This window comes from Paenibacillus luteus (genome assembly GCF_006542765.1).
GTDB lineage: Bacteria > Bacillota > Bacilli > Paenibacillales > Paenibacillaceae > Pristimantibacillus > Pristimantibacillus luteus.
In genome coordinates, this window is the sequence record NZ_SKCD01000022.1 from 122,917 (window position 1) to 148,305 (window position 25,389).

At 46.0% G+C, this 25,389-nt stretch carries 20 protein-coding genes; 5 read left to right on the forward strand and 15 right to left on the reverse strand.

Annotated elements, in window-relative coordinates; translation table 11 throughout:
- Window positions 1-31: 31 nt before the first annotated feature.
- The 5 genes from E0496_RS17290 to E0496_RS17310 form a co-directional block, all read right to left on the reverse strand.
- Window positions 32-892: a carbohydrate ABC transporter permease gene (locus tag E0496_RS17290; RefSeq protein WP_141503020.1), complete on the reverse strand. Its 861-nt coding sequence runs from the start codon at window positions 890-892 to the stop codon at window positions 32-34.
- On the reverse strand, window positions 886-1,746 hold the full coding sequence (locus tag E0496_RS17295; RefSeq protein ID WP_421924213.1) for an ABC transporter permease: 861 nt from the start codon (window positions 1,744-1,746) through the stop codon (window positions 886-888). The genes E0496_RS17290 and E0496_RS17295 overlap by 7 nt, the downstream gene beginning before the upstream one ends.
- A 304-nt stretch (window positions 1,747-2,050) precedes the next feature.
- A complete protein-coding gene (locus E0496_RS17300) occupies window positions 2,051-3,829 on the reverse strand; it encodes a sensor histidine kinase (protein WP_141503022.1) in 1,779 nt (592 codons plus the stop codon).
- Between the two features lie 32 nt (window positions 3,830-3,861).
- A complete protein-coding gene (locus E0496_RS17305) occupies window positions 3,862-5,403 on the reverse strand; it encodes a response regulator transcription factor (RefSeq protein ID WP_141503023.1) in 1,542 nt (513 codons plus the stop codon).
- A 78-nt stretch (window positions 5,404-5,481) separates the two neighbouring features.
- On the reverse strand, window positions 5,482-7,734 hold the full coding sequence (locus E0496_RS17310) for an FAD-dependent oxidoreductase (protein WP_141503024.1): 2,253 nt from the start codon (window positions 7,732-7,734) through the stop codon (window positions 5,482-5,484).
- A gap of 115 nt (window positions 7,735-7,849) precedes the next feature.
- On the opposite strand from E0496_RS17310, the gene E0496_RS17315 reads away from it, so the two are divergent.
- The 4 genes from E0496_RS17315 to E0496_RS17330 all read left to right on the forward strand — a co-directional run bounded on the left by E0496_RS17315 (window position 7,850) and on the right by E0496_RS17330 (window position 10,256).
- A complete protein-coding gene (locus tag E0496_RS17315; protein ID WP_141503025.1) occupies window positions 7,850-8,680 on the forward strand; it encodes an AraC family transcriptional regulator in 831 nt (276 codons plus the stop codon).
- A 116-nt stretch (window positions 8,681-8,796) separates the two neighbouring features.
- Complete coding sequence (locus tag E0496_RS17320; protein ID WP_241674842.1) at window positions 8,797-9,237, forward strand: MarR family winged helix-turn-helix transcriptional regulator; 441 nt, start codon at window positions 8,797-8,799, stop codon at window positions 9,235-9,237.
- A gap of 56 nt (window positions 9,238-9,293) precedes the next feature.
- Window positions 9,294-9,932, forward strand: coding sequence for a nitroreductase family protein (locus E0496_RS17325; protein ID WP_141503026.1), 639 nt, complete (start codon window positions 9,294-9,296; stop codon window positions 9,930-9,932).
- A gap of 27 nt (window positions 9,933-9,959) precedes the next feature.
- On the forward strand, window positions 9,960-10,256 hold the full coding sequence (locus tag E0496_RS17330; RefSeq protein ID WP_141503027.1) for a putative quinol monooxygenase: 297 nt from the start codon (window positions 9,960-9,962) through the stop codon (window positions 10,254-10,256).
- An 86-nt stretch (window positions 10,257-10,342) separates the two neighbouring features.
- Here the strand turns inward: E0496_RS17330 and E0496_RS17335 are convergent, their stop codons facing one another.
- The 4 genes from E0496_RS17335 to E0496_RS17350 form a co-directional block, all read right to left on the reverse strand.
- Complete coding sequence (locus tag E0496_RS17335; RefSeq protein ID WP_141503028.1) at window positions 10,343-11,947, reverse strand: helix-turn-helix domain-containing protein; 1,605 nt, start codon at window positions 11,945-11,947, stop codon at window positions 10,343-10,345.
- Window positions 11,948-12,133: 186 nt separating this feature from the next.
- Window positions 12,134-13,747, reverse strand: coding sequence for a DUF3502 domain-containing protein (locus E0496_RS17340; protein ID WP_141503029.1), 1,614 nt, complete (start codon window positions 13,745-13,747; stop codon window positions 12,134-12,136).
- Window positions 13,748-13,813: 66 nt separating this feature from the next.
- Window positions 13,814-14,710 (reverse strand): carbohydrate ABC transporter permease, encoded by an 897-nt coding sequence (locus E0496_RS17345; protein ID WP_141503030.1) that lies wholly within the window; start codon window positions 14,708-14,710, stop codon window positions 13,814-13,816.
- 33 nt (window positions 14,711-14,743) lie between these two features.
- Window positions 14,744-15,712, reverse strand: a complete 969-nt coding sequence (locus tag E0496_RS17350; RefSeq protein ID WP_421924107.1) for an ABC transporter permease — start codon at window positions 15,710-15,712, stop codon at window positions 14,744-14,746.
- A gap of 315 nt (window positions 15,713-16,027) precedes the next feature.
- Here E0496_RS17350 and E0496_RS17355 point away from each other — a divergent pair, with 315 nt between their 5' ends.
- Complete coding sequence (locus E0496_RS17355) at window positions 16,028-17,548, forward strand: family 43 glycosylhydrolase (protein WP_141503032.1); 1,521 nt, start codon at window positions 16,028-16,030, stop codon at window positions 17,546-17,548.
- Between the two features lie 170 nt (window positions 17,549-17,718).
- On the opposite strand, the gene E0496_RS17360 is transcribed toward E0496_RS17355, so the two are convergent.
- From E0496_RS17360 to E0496_RS17385, 6 genes are all read right to left on the reverse strand, one after another.
- A complete protein-coding gene (locus tag E0496_RS17360) occupies window positions 17,719-19,269 on the reverse strand; it encodes an ABC transporter substrate-binding protein (protein WP_241674843.1) in 1,551 nt (516 codons plus the stop codon).
- Window positions 19,270-19,325: 56 nt separating this feature from the next.
- On the reverse strand, window positions 19,326-21,113 hold the full coding sequence (locus tag E0496_RS17365; protein ID WP_141503033.1) for a cache domain-containing sensor histidine kinase: 1,788 nt from the start codon (window positions 21,111-21,113) through the stop codon (window positions 19,326-19,328).
- Window positions 21,114-21,375: 262 nt separating this feature from the next.
- Entirely contained in the window at window positions 21,376-22,191 is an 816-nt protein-coding gene (locus E0496_RS17370) for an ABC transporter permease (RefSeq protein WP_141503034.1), read from the reverse strand.
- Complete coding sequence (locus tag E0496_RS17375) at window positions 22,188-23,219, reverse strand: ATP-binding cassette domain-containing protein (protein ID WP_141503035.1); 1,032 nt, start codon at window positions 23,217-23,219, stop codon at window positions 22,188-22,190. The genes E0496_RS17370 and E0496_RS17375 overlap by 4 nt, the downstream gene beginning before the upstream one ends.
- A 144-nt stretch (window positions 23,220-23,363) precedes the next feature.
- On the reverse strand, window positions 23,364-24,050 hold the full coding sequence (locus E0496_RS17380; RefSeq protein WP_161601457.1) for a response regulator transcription factor: 687 nt from the start codon (window positions 24,048-24,050) through the stop codon (window positions 23,364-23,366).
- Window positions 24,043-25,215, reverse strand: a complete 1,173-nt coding sequence (locus E0496_RS17385; protein WP_141503037.1) for a sensor histidine kinase — start codon at window positions 25,213-25,215, stop codon at window positions 24,043-24,045. The genes E0496_RS17380 and E0496_RS17385 overlap by 8 nt, the downstream gene beginning before the upstream one ends.
- Window positions 25,216-25,389 lie beyond the last annotated feature (174 nt).

Below are 25,389 nucleotides of genomic sequence, written 5' to 3' on the forward strand. Positions count from 1 at the left end.
CATAGCTGGCCAGTAATCTATGCGGCCTTGGTCAACCTTTAATGGATCCAAGCAGCATGCCTTTCGTAAAATGCTTTTGGAGGAACGGATAGATGACGATGACCGGCAGACTGGCAATCATGACAGATGCCATCTGCATGGTCTGGGTGGGCATCATGTTCTCCGCATTTTCAAGCGGCTGCTGGCTTTGCATCAGGATTTCCCTGACGACAACCTGAAGCGGATACAGCGTGCGGTCGGTCACATAAAAAATCGCCTGAAAAAATTCGTTCCAGTGGCCGACCAAATAAAACAAACCAACCGTTAGCAAAACAGGAACCGAGAGCGGCGTTACGATTTGAAGCAATATTCGAAATTCCTTCGCGCCATCTATCCTGGCGGATTCGAACAGCTCCTCCGGCAGCCCTTCAAAGAAGCTCTTCATAATGAGCACATTAAAGCTCCAAACCGCGTTAGGCAAAATCATAGCCCAGATCGAGTCGAGCAGCCCCAAGGATTTGACAACCAGATAGGTTGGAATGATTCCTCCGCTGAATAACAGGGTGAACACAATCATCATGAGAAAAAAGTTTCTTGCGGGCAAGTTTTTACGGCTAAGCGGGTAAGCCATCAGGCCTGTCAATATGAGATTCACGGCCGTGCCGATCACCGTGATGAGAACCGTAATTTGGAACGCTTTCGGAATATTCGACTCCGTCAGCAGCGTTCGGTAGGCTGTGAAGGTTATTTCTCTTGGGAACAATATAAATCCTCCATTGCGCAGCACTTCACCGAAAGGGGTAATCGAAACGGCTACCACATACAGGATGGGCAATATGGCAGCCAGGCCGCATAACCCCAGAATAACATACACGATGGAGTTGAAAATTTTATCATCGAGACTTTTTACCATATCCCTTCACCCCACTTCTTCGCCATTCGATTAGCACCTAATACAAGGATTAGCCCTATGACGGACTTGAACAATCCGACGGCAGACGCCAAACTGAAATTCAACTGCTGCAACCCTGTGCGATACACCCAAGTGTCAAGAATATCGGCGACCGGATAAACCTGTATGTTGTACAAAATGTAAATTTGATCAAAGCCGGCATCCAGCAAATGGCCGAGCTTGAGAATGAACAGCAGAATAATAATGCTTCGGATCCCCGGCAGTGTAATATGCCAAATCATGCGCACCCGACTTGCGCCGTCCACTTTCGCTGCTTCATAAAGAGTAGGATCGATGCCTGCCATTGCGGCCAAGTAGATGATGGCTCCCCAGCCGAGATTTTGCCAAACCTCTGAGCCGACTAGGATACTGCGGAAATAATCGGTCGAAGTGAGAAAGGGTACGGAGGTGCCCCCTGCTTCTACAATCCAGCGATTAATCAATCCTCCGTTTTGAGAGAATAACGTCAAGAGAATACCAAATATAATGACCCAGGATAAAAAATGCGGCATATACGTGAGCGTCTGAACGATTGACTTCAACCACCGAACACGGCATTCATTCAGCAGCAGCGCCAGTAGAATCGGAGGCAGCGTACCCCAGACCAGCTTATATACGCTGATTAATAACGTATTCGACAGCAATTGGCCGAAATAGGGAGATTGATAGAAATCCTGAAAATGCTTATACCATGGATTAACCCATGAGCTTCCTGTAATGCCCTCTAGAATTGCAAAGTTTTTAAACGCAATGATGACCCCATACATCGGAAAATACCGAAAGATGATGAAGTAGATTACACCAGGCAACAGCATGATGTAAAAGGCCCGGAAGCTCCAGATCGTTCTAAGAATCGACTGCAGTTTCGTCTTCGGAGTAGGTCCTATCCGAGGGGTGGGCGTAAGGCTGTGATCGGCTTCCATCGTATCCCTCCTTATTTGAATGCGCTTCCAATAAGATAAGTATAATCACTGGAATAAAGTGCCGATATACACAAAAACGTAAATAATGTACAGATATTGAAGGAACTTAATCAGGCATTCCCCACATTCATGCGCTTCCATACGCATACGCGAAGAGGCTGTCCCGCAGGACAGCCTCTCCATGTTCACTATAAGCTTAGCTCCAAATGCCCAAACGTTCATCGCTTTCAGCAAGTAAAGGCATATCCACTCGAATAACGGTTCCTCTGCCCATCGAGCTTCCGATTCGCAAGCCGTAAGGCTCACCATGATGGATTCGTATCCGTTCATGTACATTGCGCAGGCCAATACCTGTGAAACGGTAGGCCGAGCGATCCTGCCCGGGGTGATCCTGCAGCAGCTTGCCTCTTTGTTCCATTGGGATTCCAATTCCGTCATCGCGGACATAAAGCCGCAGCTTGCTCTTCTCCATATCGGCTTTGATCGTGATAAGGCCGCCGTGATTAGGCGTTATGCCATGAAACAAAGCATTTTCCACGAGCGGCTGGAGGGTAAGCTTAAGAATCCGGTAATGCATCAGCGATGGATCGATCTCCAGCTTATAGCGGTACTGCTCGCCATAACGCACCTGTTGAATGTGCATATACATGCGCAGCCCTTCTAGTTCTTCTTCTAATGAGACGTACTCCGACTGTTTGTCAAAGCTGAAGCTGAGCAGCTTCACTAGAGAGCGAATGGTATCGCGCACCTCGTCAATCCGCTGCTGCTTCGCCAGACTGCTGATGCAGGCAAGCGTGTTATATAGAAAATGCGGAGCGATTTGGCTTCGCAGCATCTTCAGCTCGTATTCCTTTTTCTGCTCCTCTGCCGATTTTGTCTTTTGCAGCAGGCTTTGAATCCGCTCTAGCATCGCGTTGTAGCTTTGCGTCAGCCGCCCGATCTCGTCCCGCCGCGTGACCGGCAGCTTTGCCACAACCTGGAGATCGTTAAGTCGATCCATCTTTTCAACAAACCTGCGAATCGGATGCGTGAAGGAGCGGCTGAGCAGGTACGCGCTGAGCAGCAGTACGAGAATCCATACAATGCTCGCCGTCCTGTAGTTATTATTCAGCTTCTGCAAATCCTGATAGAAATAATCTTCTTCGATAAAGGCTGCGAGAGACCAGCCCAAGCGGTTTTTCGCCGATTTTACCGCCACCAGCGGGTTCAGAGAATGGCCTTTTATACCATTCACACCGATTTTCAGCGTGACGAGCTGCTTTCGGAAGCCGTCCTGAAGCAGCGGGGGAAAGGAAGCCTGCTCGAAGGGAAGCAGCTTATCGCGAGAATCCAGACGATTAATGACGTTTCCGTCCTTCGTAAACAGAACATAGGATTGATAGATCATCGGAGCGATTCGCTCCGTGAGCAAATCCAGATTCAACTCGACGACCATAACGCCAAGCACCTGTTTGTTTGCTCCCGTAATCGGCAAGACATAGGCAAGCGTATGCCCCGACATTGGCGAATAATATGGCTCGCTGACGTTAATGGACCCATAATTTTGCAGTGCAAGCGCATAGAGCTCCTGCAGGCGGGGATTTCCGATGATTTCAAAATAGACCTGGGAGCTTGAATAAACGCTGCCGTCGGCGCGAATCATGTACAGGGTCTTTGCGATCGAATTGTTATAATCGGCAAATTTGCGCAGCGTATCAATCGCTTCTTCCTCGTTTCCCTCCTCCAGCAAATCCGCGCGGGTCGAGAGCAGCAGCAGCATATTTTCCACATTATCCAGGCTGGCATCAATATATTGATTCGTCCGGCTTACAAGCAGCTCCGCATCGCGGGTCAACTGATTCTGCAGCAAGCTCTCCGCCTCATGAAGATTGCGCCAAGCGAGCCCAAGAAACAGCAGCAGCGTTACGATAAATAAATAGATGAACTGCTTGGTGGCAAGACCAAGGCTGGCATACCAATGAAACAGCTTCGTCATAGTTCCCATTCCCCCGCGCCCGGTCTCTTGCCTTAACTATGCCTTTTATAATCCGTCGGCGATACCCCGGTCCAATTCCGAAACGTAACGGTAAAATAGCGGTAGCTCGGGATGCCGACCTCTTCCGCAATCTCATACACTTTCTTGTTCGTATGCTTCAGCAGCTCCACCGCTTTCTCCATTCGTAGCCGCAAAATATATTGATTGACCGTACTCCCCGTTTCTTCCCTGAACAATTTGCTGACATAATGAGGGCTAAGGCCGACCTGATCGGCAATATGGGGCAGCGAAATCTGCTCTTGCATATGGTCCTTGATCCATTGCACAGCAGAGCGGATCTCTACGCGCGAGCGCGTTCGTCCCTGCTCGACAGCGTTGATCGCACGGATGACGCAGGCGACCAACTGAGACAGCGTTTGCGCCTCCATTAATTGCGCGATGCCGGAGCCGTCAAGCTCTTCGCCTTCCTGTACTTTCAGCCAGTCCACCTGCCAATTCAGCATCCGCTCTTTAAGCTGTTCAGGCTTGATACGGTGTTTCGAGCTCCAATGGATAAACTCGCCGTGCAAACAGTCTCTTAACGCCGATGTGGACCAGCTCGCTTTTCTAAGCAGCTCGTTCATTTCCTTGGCCTTCTTATCAGTCATGTCCGTTAAGAGCATCGGATGATTGGTGAACACTTGGCTTTCCATGGCATAATCATAAAATAGAGCGTCTTTCCATTCCGTCGAATGCGCAAGCGAACTCGCAAGATCCTCCTTGGTCTTAAAAGGATGGCTCACTATGGCATGAACGGCAGAGTGCTGATTCATCAGCGGGCAATCCCGGAAAATCAAATCATTCATCGCTTGCACGGCTATCCCAAGCGTTTGCATGACAAACTCGGACGGCTGCCCCGCGTCGATTAGAATAAAATACTCTTTTTCCCGCAATGTCAGCCAAGTCAGCCAACTAGGGTCGTTTCTTTCCATTTCGGCAAGCAGCTGCTGGATAGGCTGCTTGACGGAGAGATAGGCGGAATGGGAAACGTTTATCATCAAACGAACCAATAGAGCCGATTTTTCCCCGTCCATCCCCATCGGATGCCAATCGGAGCTCTCTACCGATTGCCCATGAAGCAATTTGCTGAATAGAGCCGCTTGCAGCATGCGTTGCTCCCTTTTTTCACTTTCCTGGGCAATCCGATCCTTCATCATCGCAGCTCTTACTTTATCAAGCGCTTGCTTTAGCTCATCCTCTTCCATCGATACCTTCAAAATGTATTCAAGCGCTCCAAGGCGAAGAGCTTCTTGCACATAATGAAAATCGCTGTGACAGGTGAGCAATATCATCTGAACCTTAGGGTATTGTTTCCTTAATTCCCGAATGAGCGTAATCCCGTCCATAACCGGCATGGTTATATCCGTGATAACAACATCGGGCGCACAAGCTTCGCATAGCTGCAAAGCTTCCGCTCCATTGCTGGCTTCGCCAGCTAATACAGCATCGCAATCCTCCCATGGGAATATCCGCAGTTCCTGTCTTAGAGGGATCTCATCATCAACGATCAATACGCGAAGCGGCTTCATAGTCATGAGCTTCTCTCCTTTCAAATCCCTGATTCCTGCTGCAAATCGGAATAATTTGAAAGCGTTATCATTATGTTTAGCTAATTATAGTGCATAAACTCGGATTTCGGCAACCTCCGCTCGTAAGCAGCCGTTCGTGCCTTCGATCCAGACTCTAATTTGCTTGGACAGCATCTCTTCCTTAAGCTTATGAACCCTTTTGCGTTTGTGGTTATCGCTCTGCTCCGCTACAACGATCCACTCATCCCCGATGAGCGCCTCTATGCGGTAGGTGTGCACCAGCTCTGGAATCGTTTCGAAAACTGTACGATGATGATGCAGGTTGATCAAATCCTCGTTGACATCGTCGTTAAAGGTGAGATGGATTTCTGCTATTTTTTGCTCTTCCTTCCATGTTAGCTGGATCCATTCCGGATTGCCCTTGCTCATTTCTTCGGACACCCAAAGATGCGGCCCCGCATAGGGACGGACATAACCATCGATCACTTGTTTGGGCGAGTATGCCTCTGTGGCTGGCGTAATTTGCAAGCATGTCAGTTGACGGTTCCAACCGTACATGCTCCATTGTACGACCGGCTGATCGGGCTGTTGATCTTCCAACAGTGAGGATACGACCGGCTTTGGTCCCTTCTCAAAGCACAATACGCCTGTCAGCGGCTTATCTGTAGTGTAGAGCCTTATCGCTTCATTCGCCTTTATAATGACAAAAGCGTTGCAAGCTTCATCCGGCTGCCAGGGCAGTCCAAGCTTCACCCACTGCCGGCTGCCTTTGGCTACCGTCGCAGAAGCAACAGCTACCTGCTGCTTAGGCACATAATTTTCTCCTTTACCCGTATGCCATAGCTCCACCTCAAGCAGCGTGTCCTGTTCAGCATCCAGCAGCAGGTCTACCGTTTCCAGAGAGGGAGAAACGGGAAACAAAACGCCTACATCCTTATGGAGTGGACGGGTATCGGACGGGATTGTAACGGCAATCGCATTCAGCGTACTGGATGCCGTGATTTCGGCTGTTTTTGCGAGGTCCCGCGGGTCATCGCCTGCGATTCCGATAATCGATGCATCTTGGCGCAGCATAAGCTGCTGCAAATCCTTCATGTAATCCCGGTGCAGCAACCGCGGCGAGACTCCTTTCTGCAGCGCCAAAGCGGCGCCGCTGCCGGCTGCCTCTCCCATAACGGCACAAGTTGCCATTACCCTTGTTGTGCCAAAAGCAACGTGGGTTGCGCTAATGTCCCGGCCCGCGAACATCAAATTGCTTACATTGCTCGAATAAAGGCTGCGGAAAGGGATATGGTAGATGCCGTCCGGATATAAATGCTTCGATCCGCTCTCGGTCGAATACATGCCTTGCGGCGGATGAAGATCGATGGACCAGCCTCCGAAGGCAATCCGGTCGCCAAAAGGCTCCTGTGCGATAATATCGTTTTGATTTAGCATGTAATCCCCCTGAAAACGGCGGTATTCCCGCTTGCCTGGAAGCGAGCCTACCCATTCCAGCGTCATGTTGTCTGCCTCAAAGTTACCCGAATTTTTGATATAATCCCATATGCCATAAATGACCGACCAGAGCTCATCGCGTATGGATTCATTGTTATGAACCGTATCGGTTTCGCCGCCCCATTCAATCCACCAATAATGGCAGCCCGAATCGCCGCTGCGGATGACCCGTTTCATTGGAATCGTCGTTTTCGTTATGTCCTTTGCAAAGCTTGGCGGAATATATTTCACAGGTCGGTCGGATTCCTTTGTATAGAATAGAAGCGTGCTTCCAAGCGTAATGTCATCCGCAATCTCCGGCGCCCATTCCTCGTTGTACTCATCCCTTGCTTCACGGCCAATCCGGTATTTTGCGCCGGCAAGAAAACCTACGAGTCCATCCCCGGTACAATCGATAAACATATCGCTTTCAAAACGGATCTTTCGCTCCGAGCCCATCATCCATCCCGTCACCGAATGAATCGCCCGCTCATTTTCGTGTCCGCTTGCTTCCACCTCATGCACATCTGTGTTGAGAAACAATTGGATATTTTTCTCCGCGCGAACGGTTTCGAGAACGACAAGATCCCATAAATACGGGTTTCCCTCCGGATTTCGGTACTGGTTCTCGACGAACATTTCACCCATAATGCCGGTTTCCCGTGCATACCGCTGCGTGCCGTGCGCCGTCGCGCCGCAAACCCATACTCGAACCTCACTGCTGGAGTTTCCCCCAAGAACGCCTCTATTGTTGATGAGTGATACGGTCTGTCCTAGACGCGCAGCAGAAACAGCCGCACATACGCCGGCCAAGCCCCCGCCAATGACGGTAATATCGGATTTTACGAGTTCAAGCTTCATAACGATCGCCTCCAAGCATGATTTTACCTTCATCTTATACGAAGGGGTCGTTATTTAACATGCACTGCGCTATCATAAGAGCATATACTTTATTTCACTCAGGAGGCTGAGGCAGATGAACCTTTCAAGCTCCGGTATAATCCCCCAACTATTGCACCATAACTTTTGGGATCACAAAACAAAGTTTCAATTCAACGTAGATATTTATGAGTATTGGGTGCTCTTTGCTGTGGAGGGCGGCAGCTTCTCCTACCGGATTGGGGAAGCGGAAGGAATAGCGAAGATGGGCGACGTTATTGTTTGTCCGCCGGAGCTCAGCTTCCACCGCAGCGTCATACACACGCTTTCGTTTCATTTCATTGGATTTTCTTTCCAATCTGTCTCGGATGATCATGGAAAACAAAAGGAGGAGGAGGAATCGGTTCGGCTTCGCCTAGCTGCATCCTCCTATAAGCTAACTATTAACCAAAGGGAGCGGCTTGCCGATAATCTAAGGTTCTTAAAGGAGCATCCTGAAAGAGAAACTAGTCCGAAGCGCCACTGGCAAAATCATGCCTTAAGCGATATTTGGCGCTACTGCCAGTCGACTGAACCTCCCACCTCCGACAAAGCGGTCCCGCCCAAAGACCCGCTAATTGAACAAGCCAAGCTGTTCATTGAGCAAAACGGGTTTGGAGAACTGAGCATGCTGGAACTTGCCGCCGAGCTTGGAATCAGTCCCGTGCAGCTCAGCCGTAGATTCAGCAAGAGCGAAGGCATGAATCCTTCACACTACTTAGCCCTGCTTCGCCTTGAGAAAGTCAAAGAGCTGCTGATGGATACTGATCTGCCCCTTGAGAAAATCGCAGTTGCCTGTGGCTACAGCAACGGGTTTTATTTAAGCCGGGTATTCACCAAAGCATTAAAAACCAGTCCATCCGCCTATCGGAAAATGAACCGCGTGTAACGAATCAAATAAGACACATTCCATTTCACAAAAAATAACGTTTTTCTTATCCACTTGAAAATTAAAAAAAGAAGTGTTATATTGTTTGAGGCATCAATCATTGAGGCGTCAACAGTATGCGAAAGGAGGAACTGATCATCACACGTTTTAAATCGAAGGAAGAGCGGATTCTATATTTGCTCCAAGGGCTTAACAATAAAGTCAGTCCTAAATTTGAACGTTGTACAGGTATTAGTTCATCACGTTTTGAGCTTCTGTGTGAGCTCTATGAGGCGGATGAAGTCAACCAATCCACCTTGCAAAAGCTCATCAATATTGACAGCGCCGCTATCACGCGCCACCTTAAACAGCTCGAAGCGGACGGAATGGTATCCAGGCGCAAAAACCCAGATGACAACCGAATCACCTTCGTTCGCCTTACCCCAGAGGGTCGGGAACGAATTATCGGGTATAAAGTGGAGAAAGCTACTTTCGTCAACAAAATGATGAAGGATTTCACTGAAGAAGAACTTCAAATGCTTGATGAACTGCTTAGCCGCATGCAAAATAATATCTAATCCTGCTAAAATCAGCTGTCCTTTAGCATAATAGAAAAAAGGAGTATTTCTACATCATGAGTAAATATCAGAAAACAAACGATTTTAATGAGATTGTATTTGGGCGTCGTTCCGTTAAATATTATGATTCCAGCGTCAAAATCAGCCGCGAGGAATTAACTGAAATTTTGGCAGAGGCCACCGCTGCCCCTTCTTCCGTTAACATGCAGCCTTGGCGCTTCGTTGTGATTGAAAGTGAGGAAGGCAAAGCTGCACTTGCCCCGCTTGCCAGGTTCAATCAGAATCAAGTAAGCACTTCAGCAGCTGTAATTGCCGTGTTTGGCGATATGGATAACTTTCAATACGCGGAAGAGATTTTCGGCAAATCGGTAGAGCTCGGCTATATGCCTCAAGAAGTAAAGGATATGCAATTCAAGGCTTTCACCCCTTACTATCAAAATATTTCGAAAGCGGATTTGCGCGATGTCATCCTCATCGATGCAGGGCTTGTCTCCATGCAGCTGATGCTTGTCGCTCGTGCCCATGGCTACGATACGAACCCAATCGGAGGCTTTGAGAAAGATCAAATCGCCGAAGCTTTTGGCTTGGACAAAGAGCGTTACGTGCCCGTCATGCTGATCTCCATTGGCAAGCAAGTGAATGAAGGGCATCCCTCCTACCGCTTGCCTGTCGAGACCGTTACCACTTGGAAATAATTAATCTAATAAGGAAGGTGAATAACCATGATTATTATTCATGCAGGACTCGCAGTAAAACCTGAGCAAGAGCAAGCTTTTCTGGAGGCTGTTAATCTGCTCATTCCGGCTTCGCGTGCCGAAGAAGGAAATATCAGCTATGCTCTCCTGAAAGATACGGAGAAGGACCATCGCTATACGATGGTCGAATTGTGGAAAGACGTGGAGGCAACCACCGCACATAATACCAGCGCGCACTTCACTGCCTTTGTCCAGAAAGCGCAAGCTTACCTAGCTGCGCCAATGGATCTCCAAGTGTTCAATGGGGAACAGATCAATCGTTAACATGCAAGTACTGGATATGAGAGGGGCACGTTAGCCCCTAACCTCTTCCACCAACCTAGGCACCGGTCTATATATGGCGAGCTTCATTAGCTCTGCGTTCTTTCACGATATTCCGAGGGAGAGACTCCCGCATACCGTTTAAAAAAGGTCGAAAAATAATTCGCATCCGTAAAACCAAGTCGAACTGCCACCTCGTATAGTTTAACCTCTCGATCCAAAAGCAGCTGCTTCGCTTTCTCCACTCTTGTTTGAGTAATGAATTCTTTAATCGTCTCGCCACGCTGCTTCTTGAAATAGGAGCATAAATAGGTTTCACTGAGATTAACATGATCTGCAATTTGTTGAATGTTAAAACCATTCTCATGAAAATGGGAATGAATATAACGAATAATTTCCCTCATTTTGCTCAAGCCTTGCTCCGTATGGCCGGATTTCATCTCATAGAAGAGCTGCAAAAACGATAGCAGATATCTTCTCAGATTTTCTAAATTCGAGATTCTGTCGATCTCTTTCCAAATATATCGCCTTTCCGTATCGTGTGTCAGCTCTTTCAAACCTTGTTGTACAGCAACTTCCAAAATAGCAAGTAGAAACTGGAAGTACGTATCCTTGACACGTACGATATCAATGTCCACATGCTCCCTCGCGCGTTCCGTTAATTTATCAATGGATTGTTTGACCGCATCCAAATTGCCTTTTCGAAGCTCATCTCTCGTTATGCGTACATCTTCCCAATTGGTTTCAAGCGGGGTATGAACCGCGTTCACATCATTGGAAAATATAGGTTTTAAACCCTCGACGTAAAATTGCATAAAGCCGGCTTTGCGAGCGGATTGATAAGAAATCGGAATATCATCCAGCTCATGCACAACCTCTCCAATGCCGAGCCTTACTTCGATGTTGTGCCCAGCAATCGCTTTCAACTCTGCATAAAGTGAATCAATAATCTCTCGATTGTCACGAAACGAACTCCGGTACGCCCCTGACATTATGATTATTAAAAAATGATTGGAATCAAAGCCGAACAACGCGCGGTATCCACGTAATTGCGGCTCCGTATTCAACGTAAATAACAACTGTTCCTGCACCAGAGCTGGATCTTCAGGAAGATAGGCGGGACTCCAATACAATAAGGCGGAAAGCACGGTATACGGGCCTTGCGAAGGCAATAAGAACGTTTCTGTACTTTGCAAAGCAGGTCGAACATGTACAGATGTTGGGACAGCAATAAGCTTGCGTACCATCTCTTGCCTTAAGAAAGGCAAGCCATGATCAAATCCTGCCTTCAATTGCTCGTCCTCGGATTTTTTCTTGCGTTCTTCGCATTTTAATTGAATAGCCGTTAAAATCACAGATTTAACTTCATCCAAATTGACCGGTTTCTCAATATAATTCAAGGCTTTCAAATGGATCGCCGCTTTCAAGTATTCCTTATCCGAAAATCCACTTAAAAATATGAAAATCGAAGTCGGATCAATGGCTTGATATTGCTGGGCGAACTCAATGCCGTTCATCTTGGGCATCCGAACATCACAAAGCACAATATCCGGCCGCACTTCTCTTGCCGTGTCCAAAGCCATTAAGCCATTACGGGCAGTGAACACCTGATGGATGCCTAACTCTTCCCAAGGAATATATTTTTTCAACATCTCTCTCGTTCTTTCCTCGTCATCCACGATCATTAACTTCATTTGCTGCGACCCCCTTGCTGTAAGACTTCAAACCGTCTAGCATTTTCTTTCATTATTACCGATGAAATGCGCATCTGTCGAGGTATCTTCTCCGCATACAACTCTGACCTCATCCATTTAAATGCCTAGACTGCATTTAGATAAAAAGCCGCGCCCTTGAGAAGGGAACGGCTGTTATCTACTATACTAACCTTTGTTAGCCAAAAATGCTGCTGCTTGTGTTTCTACTTCCTTTTTCACCTTATCGATACCAGCTGCATTCATTTTGGATACCAGCGTATCAAATGACTGGTTAACATCCTTAACCGCTCCGATTGCTATCGGAAGGAAATACTGGGAGGATACGTTTTTCAAATTTGCGATTTCGGATTTAACGCTTTCCGAGTTGAACGTAAAGCCGAGATAGGTGGCGGGAAGAAGATAATCTTTGATTTGATTATTCAGCTCCACATAGGCGTCCGTCCAATCGGCATTCGGTTTGAACAAGTCTTTATCTACGAACCAGAAACCAGCAGCATCTGCTGGGTAACTATTATTCTCCGACGTAACGCCTTCTGGGAGCGTCAATTTATCGTCAGCCGTAATCGCATAGTTTTTCCCTTCAATCCCGTAGTACATCAAGTAAACATAAGATTCATCCTGCATAATAAGGTCAAGCGCTTGCAATGCACGATCCGGGTTTTTCGAATTAGCGGCAATGGCTACTCCGTTGTTCAACCAGCTGTTTGAAGGTGCATGGCCTGATGGTGAAAGTACTGGCATAATGTATGTCTCGATTCCTTTGTCTTGGCAGCTTGCAAGCATCGATTGGACATCAATGGAGTTGGCGAAAGCTACGCCTGACTTTCCTTCACAGAAATTGTCTTTGGAACGGATTTTGTTGGAATATGGGTTCTTGTTCACATAACCTGCGTCATACCATTTTTTCATCGTTTCAGCTGCATATTTGAATGAGCCTTGGATCGGTTCATCCGTAATACTGAGGATTTTGCCGCTTGCATCTTCCTGATCCGTATAGACACCTACGCCTGATGGATCTCCAGAATCATGCGGTGCACCTGGATATGCAAATTTCTCTTGAACCAATGCGCCAAATGGTGCAGGTAGATCATATTGTGAATCCAAGTTAAGCGGTGTCATATCTGGGTAGTCTTTTTTGATGGCTGCAAAATAGGGCTCTAATTCTGACATTTTGGTAGGATTCGTTAATCCAACTTGATCTAGAATATCTTGGCGAAGGACGACCACACCTACTTTGCGGTCAGGAGTTGTTGTCGGAATCATGTATTGCTTTCCGTTGACTTCAGCAGCTTTATAGGCAGCCGGATCTTGCTTAGCGTAATATTTAGGCATAAATGACTTCAGCATATTCTCTTCCAGAGGCAGGAATGAGCCTTTGTTAGCCTCCGATACGTAAAAATTCCAGTCTGCCGCGAATACGAAGTCAACGTCTTGTCCGGAAGCAAGCACAAGCGGATATTTGGAGCCTACGTCTCCCCAGCCGATGTAATTCAGCTCAACCGTAGCATTGATATCTTTTTTAAGCTTTTCATTCAAAGCGGCTAACACATCCGGCATGCCTTTCGGAGCTTCACCGAGCACATAACCAACGATCTTCACTTCTTTGGAGTTATCCGGTTTGCCTTCATCGGTTGATGCGGGCTCCGTCGATCCATTAGTGCTGGCTGGCGTATTACTTGAGGCGTCTTTGTCATTATTCCCGCTGCAGGCAGCAAGTACAAATACGAACATCACCACAAGAACTAAAACAGAAAGACTGCTTTTTCTGAATGCTTTCATCTAAAAACCTCCCCTTATTTTGTTCAAGCTTTATTTATATACATTCCGTTTGACTCGGAACCTATATCAACCTTTGACTGCACCAATCGTGATGCCGCTAACGAAATACCGCTGTACGAAAGGGAAAACCATTACGATCGGCCCCGTAGCAATGACGGTCATTGCCAGCTTAAATGTCTCTTTCGGAGTACTGACACTGGACACATGTTCAGACATCGCAGCAGATAAATTAATGGCTGAGAGCATCTTATAGAGAAGATACTGCAGCGGAATCAGTTGGTCCTTGCTTGTGAACATCATCGCTGTCCACCAGTCATTCCAATAAGCCAGAGCTGTGAAAACACCAATGGAAGCGAGTGCTGGCTTAGACAAAGGGATAACAAGCTGAAGGAATATGCGCAAATCTCCGGCTCCATCTATTTTCCCGGATTCAATCAACGGCTCTGGGACAGAACCCTTGATGAAACTGCGTAAAATCAAGATGTACATGACATTGAACATCGGTCCTAGAATAAGCACATAATACGTGTTCGATAAATGTAAATACCGGCTTAGCCAGATGTAGTAAGGGGCTAAGCCTCCGCTAAACAACGTTGTGAAGAACAGAAAAAATGACAGTGCATTCCGATATCTGAGCTCCTTCCTGCAGAGCACGTAGGCAGCCATCGTCGAGATAAACAGAGATACGACCGTTCCAATTATCGTGATGAGAATGGATACTTTATAAGCGGACAGGACATCCTCAGGGAAACGAAAGATGAATTGGAACGCTTCAAGCGAAAACTCCCTCGGCCAAAACCAATAACCATCCTTTAAAACCGAGCTTTCTGACGAAAAGGCACCGGCAAGCAATACGATAAAGGGAAGTACACATACGAGTGCAATAATCGTAACCACGGCATACGAAATAGTTGTGTACACCGGAGAAGAATCTTTTTTACTTTTGACACTAAGACTGCTCATAACCATCACCTTCTTGTCATTAGAATTGAACGTTTAAAACAATGCCTGATCTCTGTCATATTTGCGGACAAGCCAATTCGCTGTCAAAATAATAATTAACGTAAGTACCGATTGGTATAAGCCTACAGAAGAAGCCATCCCAAAGTCTGCCGTCCCCATCAACGATCGGAAAGCGAGTGTATCAATGATATCCGTAGCATCCATAAGAAGACCGTTGTTGCCGATCAATTGATAGAACATATCAAATTCTCCTCGCATAATCCGTCCCAAGCCAAGCAGAAGCAAAATGACCATAGTAGGCTTGAGCAGCGGAAGCGTGATTCGGGTAATCTTCTGGAATCGGGTAGCGCCGTCGATGGTAGCAGCCTCATAGATTTCCTGATCGATGCCTACGATTGCCGCCAAGTAGAGTACGCTGCCGTAGCCTACCCACTTCCATACGTACATGAACGGAAGTATCACATACCAATAGCCTGAGTTCGAATAGATATCTAGCGCTTCCATGTGGAAATGCTCTAAAATTTTATTTACAATGCCATATTCATAATTCAAGAAATTGTATACAAATGCCGATACGGTTACCCATGAAATAAAATAAGGCAAAAACATTAAGGTCTGAGATAATTTTTTGTACCACTTCTTCTGAATCTCAGATATAAACACCGCCGCTGCAATCGAGAAAAGCGTGTAGCAGCCAAGAAAAATGATGTTATAAACGATCGTATTTCGTGTAACGATCCAAGCCTTGCCTGAGTTAAAGAAATATTGGAAGTTATCGAGCCCTACCCAAGGACTTGAGAATAGTCCACCTTTGACGGTATAAGATTGAAATGCCATGACGATCCCCGTCATCGGGATATAGGAAAAAATAATAAAATAGATCGCTATTGGCGCAAACATGAGATACAGCACCCTGTTGGAGCTCAAATCTTTGATAAGGCCCCACGTTTTTTTCTTTTGAAGAGGCTTCGTCAAATCTCCCTTTTGGACGTTCGTGTTCAACTTCATCACCTTCCGTTTCGTTTCATTCTGCTGTTGTCTACCTCTCTATCCTAATAAATTCAAGAATCTCTCGATACGATCAAAAGTTATGATAATCTTTGAAAACTTTAGAAACGTTTATTACATGATCCCCCTTATGAATCATAACTTTTGAAAGAAAATGTTAAGATTATAGCCTTATCACCTTGTATGTAAGCGCTCTATAATAATTCTGCACCATCTCTTTAAGCAGCTATATTACTCAGGAATGGAGGAAATGTATTACCATAACGGTCAATAGCGTGTCCGCGATTCCAATTTGAGAGGATGTTGTAAATGAAAACCGGTTACCGGATCTTCATGCTGATGAATGGCTTTTTTCTTCTTTTTACTGCTGTTTTTTTCTTGGGTGCAAAGACAACAAGCGCGGCAAGTCAAACCATCACAAACGATGTGTTCTGGAAGGATACCTCGAATAATCCGATCTATTCCCAAGGCGGAGGAATTTTAAAGGTAGGAAATACGTATTACTGGTATGGGGTTAAATATAACGGAGCTGTAACCTACTATAATAATCCAACCTCCAAAAACAGCGATACAAGCTTTAATTCGGTTACCTGCTATTCCTCAACAGACTTGGTTAATTGGACCTTCGAGGGAAATGTAATAAATGGGGCTACCAATGGATCAACGTGGGATGCCGATTGGCTCGGCAGGCTCGGTGTCGCTTACAATAGCAACACGAATCAATATGTATTAATCACTCAGTATGTGGGTCCTGAAGGAAGTGGAATAGCATTCGCAACCAGCAGTACACCTACCGGACCATTTTCCTTTCATCATGTACAAACCGCCATTACGAACGTTGTGAATAATATGTCTGGAGATCAGACTGTTTTTATTGATGACGACGGCAAAGCTTACTTAGTATTCAGCAATACCAGCGGACGCAATAATTTGTACGTTGCACCGCTTCGCTCTTCGGACTATTTGAATGTCGAGCCGGCAACGAGGATATATAGAAGCACCATAGGCGGGCGCGAAGGCAACGTTATGTTCAAATACAATGGCGTTTATTATTTTTGTTCCTCTGATCTGCATGGCTGGAATGCCTCCCATTCCTACTACATGACCTCTACGAGCTTATTCGGCCCTTATTCAGCAGAACAGGTCATGCCTGGCACAGACAACGATTTCTCTCATGTTACGCAAACAGGGATGATGATACCGGTTCAAGGCTCTAGTGGAACGACGATCTTGTTTGCTGGGGATCGATGGAGTAATTTCGCTGGCAATGGGATCGGATACAATCAGTGGATGCCTCTATCCTTTAACGGAACAACACCGACGCTTCAATCCTTAAGTCAATTTAATTTGGATGCGGCAGCGGGAACATGGAGCATAGGAAGCGCCAATAACTTTGCGTTAAATCCAAGTTATGAAGCGGACCGCGTCTCTCAGATTGCATTGGCTGGCTGGTCCACTTGGAAGAATACAACCGAAGATCCAAATAGCAATGTAACTGGAGGGCATACGGGCAGATGGGCGGGTCAGCAATACGCTGCTTCAGCCTACAGCGCCAGCCGCTACCAAACTGTAAACAATCTTCCGAACGGCACTTATACATTAAAGGTTTGGGTACAAAGCAGCGGCGGACAAACCATCGCACAGATTTTTGTAAAAAACTACGGAGGCACAGAGAAAAATTATGCCATCAACAGCTCGATCGGCAGTTGGACGCAGATAACTATCTCCAATATTTTGGTAACGAACGGTTCGGCCCAAATAGGGGTTTACTCGGTTGCAAATGCGAATAATTGGGTGAAAGTGGATGATTGGTCGCTAATTAAAAATTAGTCATAACCAAGGTGAAACGACTGTCTCCGTAGATTAGCGGCGCAGCGCGTTACATTCCGAGAAATGTAGAGAAGGGATAGCGAAGTGGTATGCTTTCCTATATTTTTAAAAAAGAAGCCTGTTCTGACGAAATACGCCAGGCAGGCTTCAATGGATTAGAATAAATATGCTTATTGGCTCGCCAGAAATTCCGCCGCCTGCTTCTCAACCTCCCGCTTCACTTTATCAATACCCGCAGCTTTCAACTTGCCCTTTAACAATTCAAATGAGGCGTCGATATCATCCACTGCACCGATATAGATAGGCTGTGCATAAAGAGTCGAAGCCGCCTTTATGGCAGCAACTTCTGCTTTCACCTCCCTCGGATTAAACGAAAAGCCTAAATAGGTGGTTGGCTCCAAATAATCATTTATTTGATCTTGAAGCTTGATGTAGGAATCCGTCCACGTCGACATCAGCTTTAAACGATCTTTATTTACGAACCAAAAGCCGGAAGCATCCACAGGGTAGCTGTTTTCACCAGACAGGGATGATTCAAGACGCGCAATTGCCCCTTCAGCTGTCAATTTATAGTGCATTCCTTCCATGCCATAATAAGCCAGATTCACATAATCGGGATCTTCCATTATTAAATCAAGTGCTTCCATTGTACGCTCCGGATTTTTAGAATTAGCAGCAATGGCAACACCGTTGTTCAGCCAGCTTGTCTGTGTAACCTTACCGGATGGAAACAATAAAGGAAATGGATAGACATCGATTCCCTTCCGCTCACAAGCATCAAACACTGAAACCATATCATTGGAATTACCAAATGCAACACCTGACAGCCCCTCACAGAAAATATCTTTGGAGCGCACTTTGTTCGAGAATGGATTGCGATTAACATAACCTTTATCGTACCAGTCTTTCATTATGCTGGCCGCAAACTTCTGAATGCTGAGAACAGGCTCATCTATCATGCTGATTATTTTACCAGCGGGGTCCTCGTTGTCTGCTGTTATTCCTTGTGCCATTGGATCTCCAGAGTCAATAGGGGCTCCTCTCATGGCTAGCTTCTCAGACATTAAATACAAATACGGAAAAGGCAGTTCGAATTGCGAATCCAGATGAAGTGGGATCATGTCCGGACTCATCTTTTTTGCCGCTGCCAAATAAGGCTCGATTTCAGAAAACTTCGTAATCTCGGTCATACCCGCCTGCTCCATCACGTCTTTACGGAAAAGGGCCATACTGACTTTCCTGTCAGGCGTGGAAGTTGGAATCATATAGGGTATTCCATTCACGTAAGATGCTTGTAAAGCTTCTTGCGGCATATTCTCCATATGCAAAGGCATATGCTTTCTAAGCAAATCCGGATCTAGCGGCAGGAAAGCTCCTTTTGCTGCTTCCGAAATATAATAGGCCCAATCCGCCGCGAAGATAAAATCGATCTCTTTTCCAGAGGATAGCACAAAAGGATATTTCGTCGCGAGGTCTCCCCATCCGATGTAATTCAACTCGAGAGTCGCATTGATGTCCTGTTTCAGCTTTTGATTAAGCTCTCGCAGCACACTGGGCATACCTTTCGGAACTTCACCAATTAAATATCCAGTAATTTTTACTTCTGTGGCATATTTCCGGGTCCCAGCTTTGAACTCCGACTGAGGATTATGATTGGAACATGCTGTCAAGATGAGCGCAAGCATGCTCAAAAAAAACATGCTTCTTTTTACGAAAGCCAACGCAATTCCTCCTTATTCCATCTGCCTTTGTTCACTTTAACCTCATCCGAATAGCTCTATATTTTCCTGATTGGGACTCGCAGGAGCACCTTTGTGCCATGGCCGAGTGTGCTTTCATATTTCAAACCATACAAAGGTCCATATGACAGCTGCAAACGTTCATTGATATTTCGCACTCCATAGCCCCCGCCTTTACTGCTTACGTTTTGTCCTGTTAATATTGCACTCTGTTTTTCTTCATCCATACCGACGCCATCATCAAACACTTCAATGATAACATCGCCTTTCTCCGTCCATGCGGATACCCGGATCGTACCTTCTTCGTTTTCCTTCTCCAAAATACCGTGCAAAATCGCATTTTCCACGAGAGGCTGCAAAAGGATTTTGGGCAGCTCACACAAGAAAAGCTCCCGCGAAACTTCGAGCTCCAATTGAATGGGATTTCCGAATCGCATATTCTGTATCCGAACATAAGCTTCGATATGCTGCAGCTCGCTCTCAAGCGTCACAAATTCTTTGCCGTTAGACAAACTCAGCTTATAAAATATGGCCAATTCATCAACCACCTGCTTTATATCTTTGGAGCCTGATTCAATTGCCATGACATTGATAAGTTCAAGCGTATTATACAAGAAGTGAGGGTTGATTTGGGCCTGCAGCGCCAATAGCTCCTTATTTTTCACTTCTCGGCCTAACGTGTACGTTTCATCCATTAAGCCCGAAATATTTTGCACCATCACATTGAAGTTATGCGTTAACTCGCCTATCTCATCTTCACTCGCGGGAAGAAGTGCAATCTGGAATTGACCATGCTTCACTTTACGGACATGAACAATCAAGCGCCGAATTCGCTTCGTTGCCGTTGCCGCTACAAAAAATGACAATGGAAGCATAAAGGGCACAACTAACAGAAAAATTGTGACAATCCGATTGCGAGCTTTCGTGCTGGAAAGTGATATATCCGAGTAAGGAACAATTAGCGCTAGTTTCATATCGGTATTGGGAATGGCCATTATGCCCAATAGATATCGTTTCCCCTCCATCCGATAGTTGTCTTCGAAATAGTTGTCTCCATTATCCGTTTGAAAAAACAAATCACGCAGATCTTTCACCAAATCTGTCTCATAGGGGAACTGCTCGGATTGGCTTAGAACATCCCCTCGATCATTGAACAAGAGTGAAGCTGCATGGGGAAACAAAATGGCATGATCCAACACGGATTGCATGGCACTCGGTTTCACGCGTGCCCGCACGATGCCGTCAAACTGTTGAATGTTGTGAGCATTCGGCACTTTGCGCAGAACCGTCAGCTCTCTTGGGTCCGCTTCCTCTTCTAATAACGTCGAAGGAAGCCATGCAAAAACCGATTTCGAAGCGGAGAAATCCTGAAACCATGTCATGAACTCCACCTTGCTAATATCCAAAAACTCGGTACTCTCGGTCGCTCCCGCAAGGCCCTGCCTCATGTATATTTGAATGGTATCGATATCATCGTTATAACGGAATTGGTTAATTAATCGCGACAATTGGAGCGCATCTTGATGCCAGAGGTTAACATCCTCGTATTGCAAAGAATCGGCTGTAACTCCCACCTGTACCAGTGAATTGAATCCAATAAAATTAAGCACTTCCGTTATCGCCTGTGCCTTATACTCCAAATAGGATTTGGATTCGTCAAGCATCTTATGTGACGCATATACCGCGGTTTCCTTATTCTCGTGCTGGGTTAAGTTAATATGGATAATGAGAAGAAGCATAAATGGAATCATGATGACAAGCACATACGAGGCAAACAGCTTATAGCGGATACTTAAATTTGCAAACCAGTTTTTATTTCGCCTCATGCTTCTATCCCCCAAATGCCGCTATTTTCATTTGCTCCATGGGAGCGCCTTCTTTTATAAAGCCCTATAATTCTACTTTTCGCAATCCGGTTTTCAATAGGAAGTATATCACTAAAAAATGATCACTGGTATCATCAATCTAGCTGCTAAATCCAAACCCACTGAAACCTGTGTCCTCCCCATTCAAAAAAGCTGATCCCGGATTTTACTCCGTAGATCAGCTTTTTTTCTGAATATAAACGTTCGTCTAATATTAGCAATGCTACGTCCGGCGCATATAAGCGCGTACCGTGATGGGTGCAAAGATCGCCACTATGACCGCCGCGCCGATTAGCGAGATGCCAAGATCCCACCCTACCGTACCTGCGTTAGCAAGATCGCGAACCGCCGATACGAGATGCGAGACTGGGTTAATGTCAACAAACCATTGCAGCCATTTAGGCATCGTATCAACTGGCACGAAAGCATTGGAGAGAAACGTTAGCGGAAAAAGCACGAGCATCGATATGCCCTGAACACTTGAAGCCGTGCGTGCAATAACACCAAAGAACGCAAAGATCCAGCTGATCGCCCAAGCGCATACAATGACCAGGACGCCTGCAAGAGCAACATGCTCCAGGCCGCCTTCCGGCCGGTAACCCATGATATAGCCCATCGTAAATGTAAGGGCCGTCGCTATCGTATACCGAACGGTGTCGGCAAGCAAAGCTCCCGCAAGCGGAGCAATACGCGCAATAGGCAGTGACTTGAATCGGTCAAATACACCTTTATCCATATCTTCACGCAACTGGACTCCAGTAACAATTGAAGTGGTAATGACCGTCTGCACGAGAATACCCGGAATAATAACGGGCAAATAACTTGCCACATCACCGGAGATCGCTCCGCCAAAGATATAGGTAAACATCAATGTGAAAATAATCGGCTGAAGCGTTACGTCAAATAGCTGCTCTGGCGTGCGCCGTATTTTCAACAGACCTCGATAGGCCATTGTTAGCGAATTTCGTATCGTCTGACCCAAGCTGGTATGGTTTTTCAGCTCGCGAGCGGCGCCTGGTTTCATTGAAGTTGTGCTCATACTCTTGCCACCTCTGCTTTCTTCGTTTCAGTGGAAGCCCTTGACGCTTCTTCCGTAACGCCGTGACCTGTAATGGTAAGAAACACCTCATCAAGGGTCGGCTTCTGCACACTCATCTCGGCTAAATGGACCCCCGCTTGGCGAAGTGCGTTAAGAACATCCGTCACCAGGTCGACATTGACGAGTGGTGCAGTAATCTTCCCTGCATCATGCGACACCATTAACTGAATGCCAAGCACCTGCTCAACCGTCCTACGGGCGATAGTGAAATCCTCTTCGTGTTGAACTTTTAATTGCAACGAAGAAGTGCCTACTGAAGCTTTCAGCTCATCCAGTGTGCCTTCAGCCACAACTCGGCCATGATCGATGACTGCGATCCGGTCTGCCAATTGATCTGCTTCTTCGAGATACTGCGTGGTTAGCAGCACAGTCGATCCCGTCTTTACAAGCCGGCGAATCGTATCCCACATTTGTGCACGCGTCCGTGGGTCCAGCCCCGTTGTCGGTTCATCCAGGAAAAGCAGCGGTGGCTGCGCAATCAGGCTCGCTGCCAGATCAAGCCTACGGCGCATGCCGCCGGAGAAGTTTTTGAGCGGCCGCTTCGCCGCCTCCGTCAAACCAAATTCCTCAAGCAGCTCACCAGCCTTTCGCCGAGCTTCTGCGCGTCCCAGTCCCAGCAGTCTTGAGAAAATAATCAGATTTTCAGTTGCGCTAAGCGACTCGTCTACCGATGCATACTGACCAGTCACTCCAATTAATTGACGTACAATTTGCGACTCCTTCACCACATCATGCCCAAAAATCCGTGCCGAACCTGAATCCGCTCGCAGCAAGGTCGCCAGCATTCTAATCGTTGTAGTCTTGCCCGCTCCATTTGGACCCAGCACCCCGTAAATCGTACCGGCTCGCACGTTCAGATCCACACCGTCTACCGCTTTAAAATGACCGAACGTTTTAACGAGCCCACTCGCTTCTACCGCCAAATCGCCATTGTTCGGCTCTTTGCTCTTCTTATAAACACGATCCATTCCAATTCCTCCATTATTAGATGATGTAATCATCCTAACTCGCGTTTTTAAACGGAATATAAACGAAGGCAGCGTTGGCGTACAAAAAAAATCCTTTACAATGAAAGGATAGGTTATTTACCTGTCCATCTTTCATTGAAAGGATTAGGGAATCGCGTCATGAAGATAAGCGATGGCTTCAGTTCTGCTAGAAACGTTCAGTTTTTTGTAAATTGTGCTTAAATAATTTTTTACAGTACCGGTCGTTAAGAATAATTCTGAGGCGATCGCTTGATTAGACTTTCCTTGTTTCAGTTTGCTTACAATGTTTCGTTCCTGTATGGACAAGCCATCCAGTTTGTCATCCGTCTGTTGCTCCGAGCCTTGTTCGAATGTATCTTTGGATGATCGTTGTTCGTACTGCTCTGATGAATGAAGAGCTTGAACGAGACGGTTCTGAATGCGATTGGGATAATTAATTCTTCCCTCTAAACAGTCCTGAACCGTGGAGAAAAGTTTCTTCGTCTCAACCCCTTTGACCAAAAAACCGCTAGCTCCGTGACGTATCGCTTCCCATATGTACTCTTCATCCTCGAAAGTTGTCAAAATCAGCACTTTGATATCAGGAAATTCCGTTTTGATAAGTTTGGTTGCTTCCAAGCCATCAAGCTTTGGCATGTGGATGTCCATCAAGATAAGCTCTGGACGGTGCAATCGAACTTGCGCTAACGTTGCCAAACCGTCCCCCGCTGTAGCCACTACCGTGTATTCTTCCTCCATACTTAGAATGGCAGCCAAACCGTCTCGAATTAAGGGCTGATCGTCGGCAATTAAAATAGTTCTTTTAGACAATTTGCTCACTCCGTTCTGTCTTTTTCGTCTGAAAAGGTATTCTAATGTCCAAAGTTACTCCTTCAGAAGAACCTTTGTTCAAAATCATTAATTCTCCGCCAACTTCCTTTACTCGCTCATTCATCGCTTTCAAACCAAAACCCAAAACAAATTGAGCGGGAGGTTTGCCATTATCGGATAAAATAAATCTGATGCACTCATCTCGATAAGTCAACGAGAAGTGAAAATAGGTGCTAGAACCGTGCCGAATGCCATTAGTCAGCCCCTCTTGCAATGCCCGATAAATCGTCAACTCAATCATGGGCAGCAGATCAGGCATAATGGGGTCTATTTCGTACGCAATTTCCACTCGTGTCTGCTTCTTCGTATCGTCGATCAACTTGATAAGTTCGGGTATGAACGGTTCATCTAAAATATTTTCATGCAACAAATGTACGGAGCTTCGAACATCATCCAAGCCACTGAGAATATAGTCTTTCGTTCGATCAATCATCTCTTTCGCAATGGAATAATGATTTTTCTCGATGGCATGTGCTGCTGTTTGCAAGCCGGTTAATGCTGAGGTAAGCGTATGTCCTACCGAATCGTGAATTTCACGTGAAATTCTGGTGCGTTCTTGTAATTGTGTTTTCTTTTCTAAAGCAATGGATGCGATTCGCAGTTGTTCATTGTCTATAGCTAACTGATTTTTTTGCTGAAAAGCAATTTTCGCGAGTTGGCTTACCCCAAAAATGGCAAAGTATTCAATGATTCGAGGCAAAATATAAACGATTTCATTAAAGGGTGGGAACTGACGATAAATATAAAGGCCCAGTACACAACTAATATAGCTCATCATCGTAAAGATAATCGAATGGTTTCTGCTGTGATGAAAACTAAATTCTCCAACGAGCACCAAAATGTAGATTTGGGCAAAAAAGCTTTCTGATCCGATCGATAGGGCAGTCGCCAATGCTAGTTGAAATGATAAAAATAGGAGCCCCGCCATTCCCTGCAAATTGACCTTCAAGATGTAATCTCGAATGAAGACAACTGACACATATCCGAATAATAGCAGGATTAGCCACGCAGAAAGCTTAGCTGTATGGAACAATAGACAGACCGTCGCTCCGATGACAATGACGAACAAGAGATGCTTCATTTTATTATTTAATTGTGCATCCATAATTATGCCCTCGCATGGAATGATAGATTTACCCCGTATTTTACCATAAACATGACTTAAGTCATACAAACAAGGGTAAAAAGTCGAAAAATGACGAAATAACCAACTTTCAAGTGAGTTTCTTCATCTAGAATAAGTTTTTATCATTATTTATAATGAAGGATATCGGATAAT

Coding starts and splice junctions, on each gene's coding strand:
- E0496_RS17290 (WP_141503020.1), bottom strand. CDS start 892: ATGGTAAAAAGTCTCGATGATAAAATTTTCAACTCCATCGTGTATGTT.
- E0496_RS17295 (WP_421924213.1), bottom strand. CDS start 1,746: ATGCTGTTGCCTGGTGTAATCTACTTCATCATCTTTCGGTATTTTCCG.
- E0496_RS17300 (WP_141503022.1), bottom strand. CDS start 3,829: ATGACGAAGCTGTTTCATTGGTATGCCAGCCTTGGTCTTGCCACCAAG.
- E0496_RS17305 (WP_141503023.1), bottom strand. CDS start 5,403: ATGACTATGAAGCCGCTTCGCGTATTGATCGTTGATGATGAGATCCCT.
- E0496_RS17310 (WP_141503024.1), bottom strand. CDS start 7,734: ATGAAGCTTGAACTCGTAAAATCCGATATTACCGTCATTGGCGGGGGC.
- E0496_RS17315 (WP_141503025.1), top strand. CDS start 7,850: ATGAACCTTTCAAGCTCCGGTATAATCCCCCAACTATTGCACCATAAC.
- E0496_RS17320 (WP_241674842.1), top strand. CDS start 8,797: ATGCGAAAGGAGGAACTGATCATCACACGTTTTAAATCGAAGGAAGAG.
- E0496_RS17325 (WP_141503026.1), top strand. CDS start 9,294: ATGAGTAAATATCAGAAAACAAACGATTTTAATGAGATTGTATTTGGG.
- E0496_RS17330 (WP_141503027.1), top strand. CDS start 9,960: ATGATTATTATTCATGCAGGACTCGCAGTAAAACCTGAGCAAGAGCAA.
- E0496_RS17335 (WP_141503028.1), bottom strand. CDS start 11,947: ATGAAGTTAATGATCGTGGATGACGAGGAAAGAACGAGAGAGATGTTG.
- E0496_RS17340 (WP_141503029.1), bottom strand. CDS start 13,747: ATGAAAGCATTCAGAAAAAGCAGTCTTTCTGTTTTAGTTCTTGTGGTG.
- E0496_RS17345 (WP_141503030.1), bottom strand. CDS start 14,710: ATGAGCAGTCTTAGTGTCAAAAGTAAAAAAGATTCTTCTCCGGTGTAC.
- E0496_RS17355 (WP_141503032.1), top strand. CDS start 16,028: ATGAAAACCGGTTACCGGATCTTCATGCTGATGAATGGCTTTTTTCTT.
- E0496_RS17365 (WP_141503033.1), bottom strand. CDS start 21,113: ATGAGGCGAAATAAAAACTGGTTTGCAAATTTAAGTATCCGCTATAAG.
- E0496_RS17370 (WP_141503034.1), bottom strand. CDS start 22,191: ATGAGCACAACTTCAATGAAACCAGGCGCCGCTCGCGAGCTGAAAAAC.
- E0496_RS17375 (WP_141503035.1), bottom strand. CDS start 23,219: ATGGATCGTGTTTATAAGAAGAGCAAAGAGCCGAACAATGGCGATTTG.
- E0496_RS17385 (WP_141503037.1), bottom strand. CDS start 25,215: ATGGATGCACAATTAAATAATAAAATGAAGCATCTCTTGTTCGTCATT.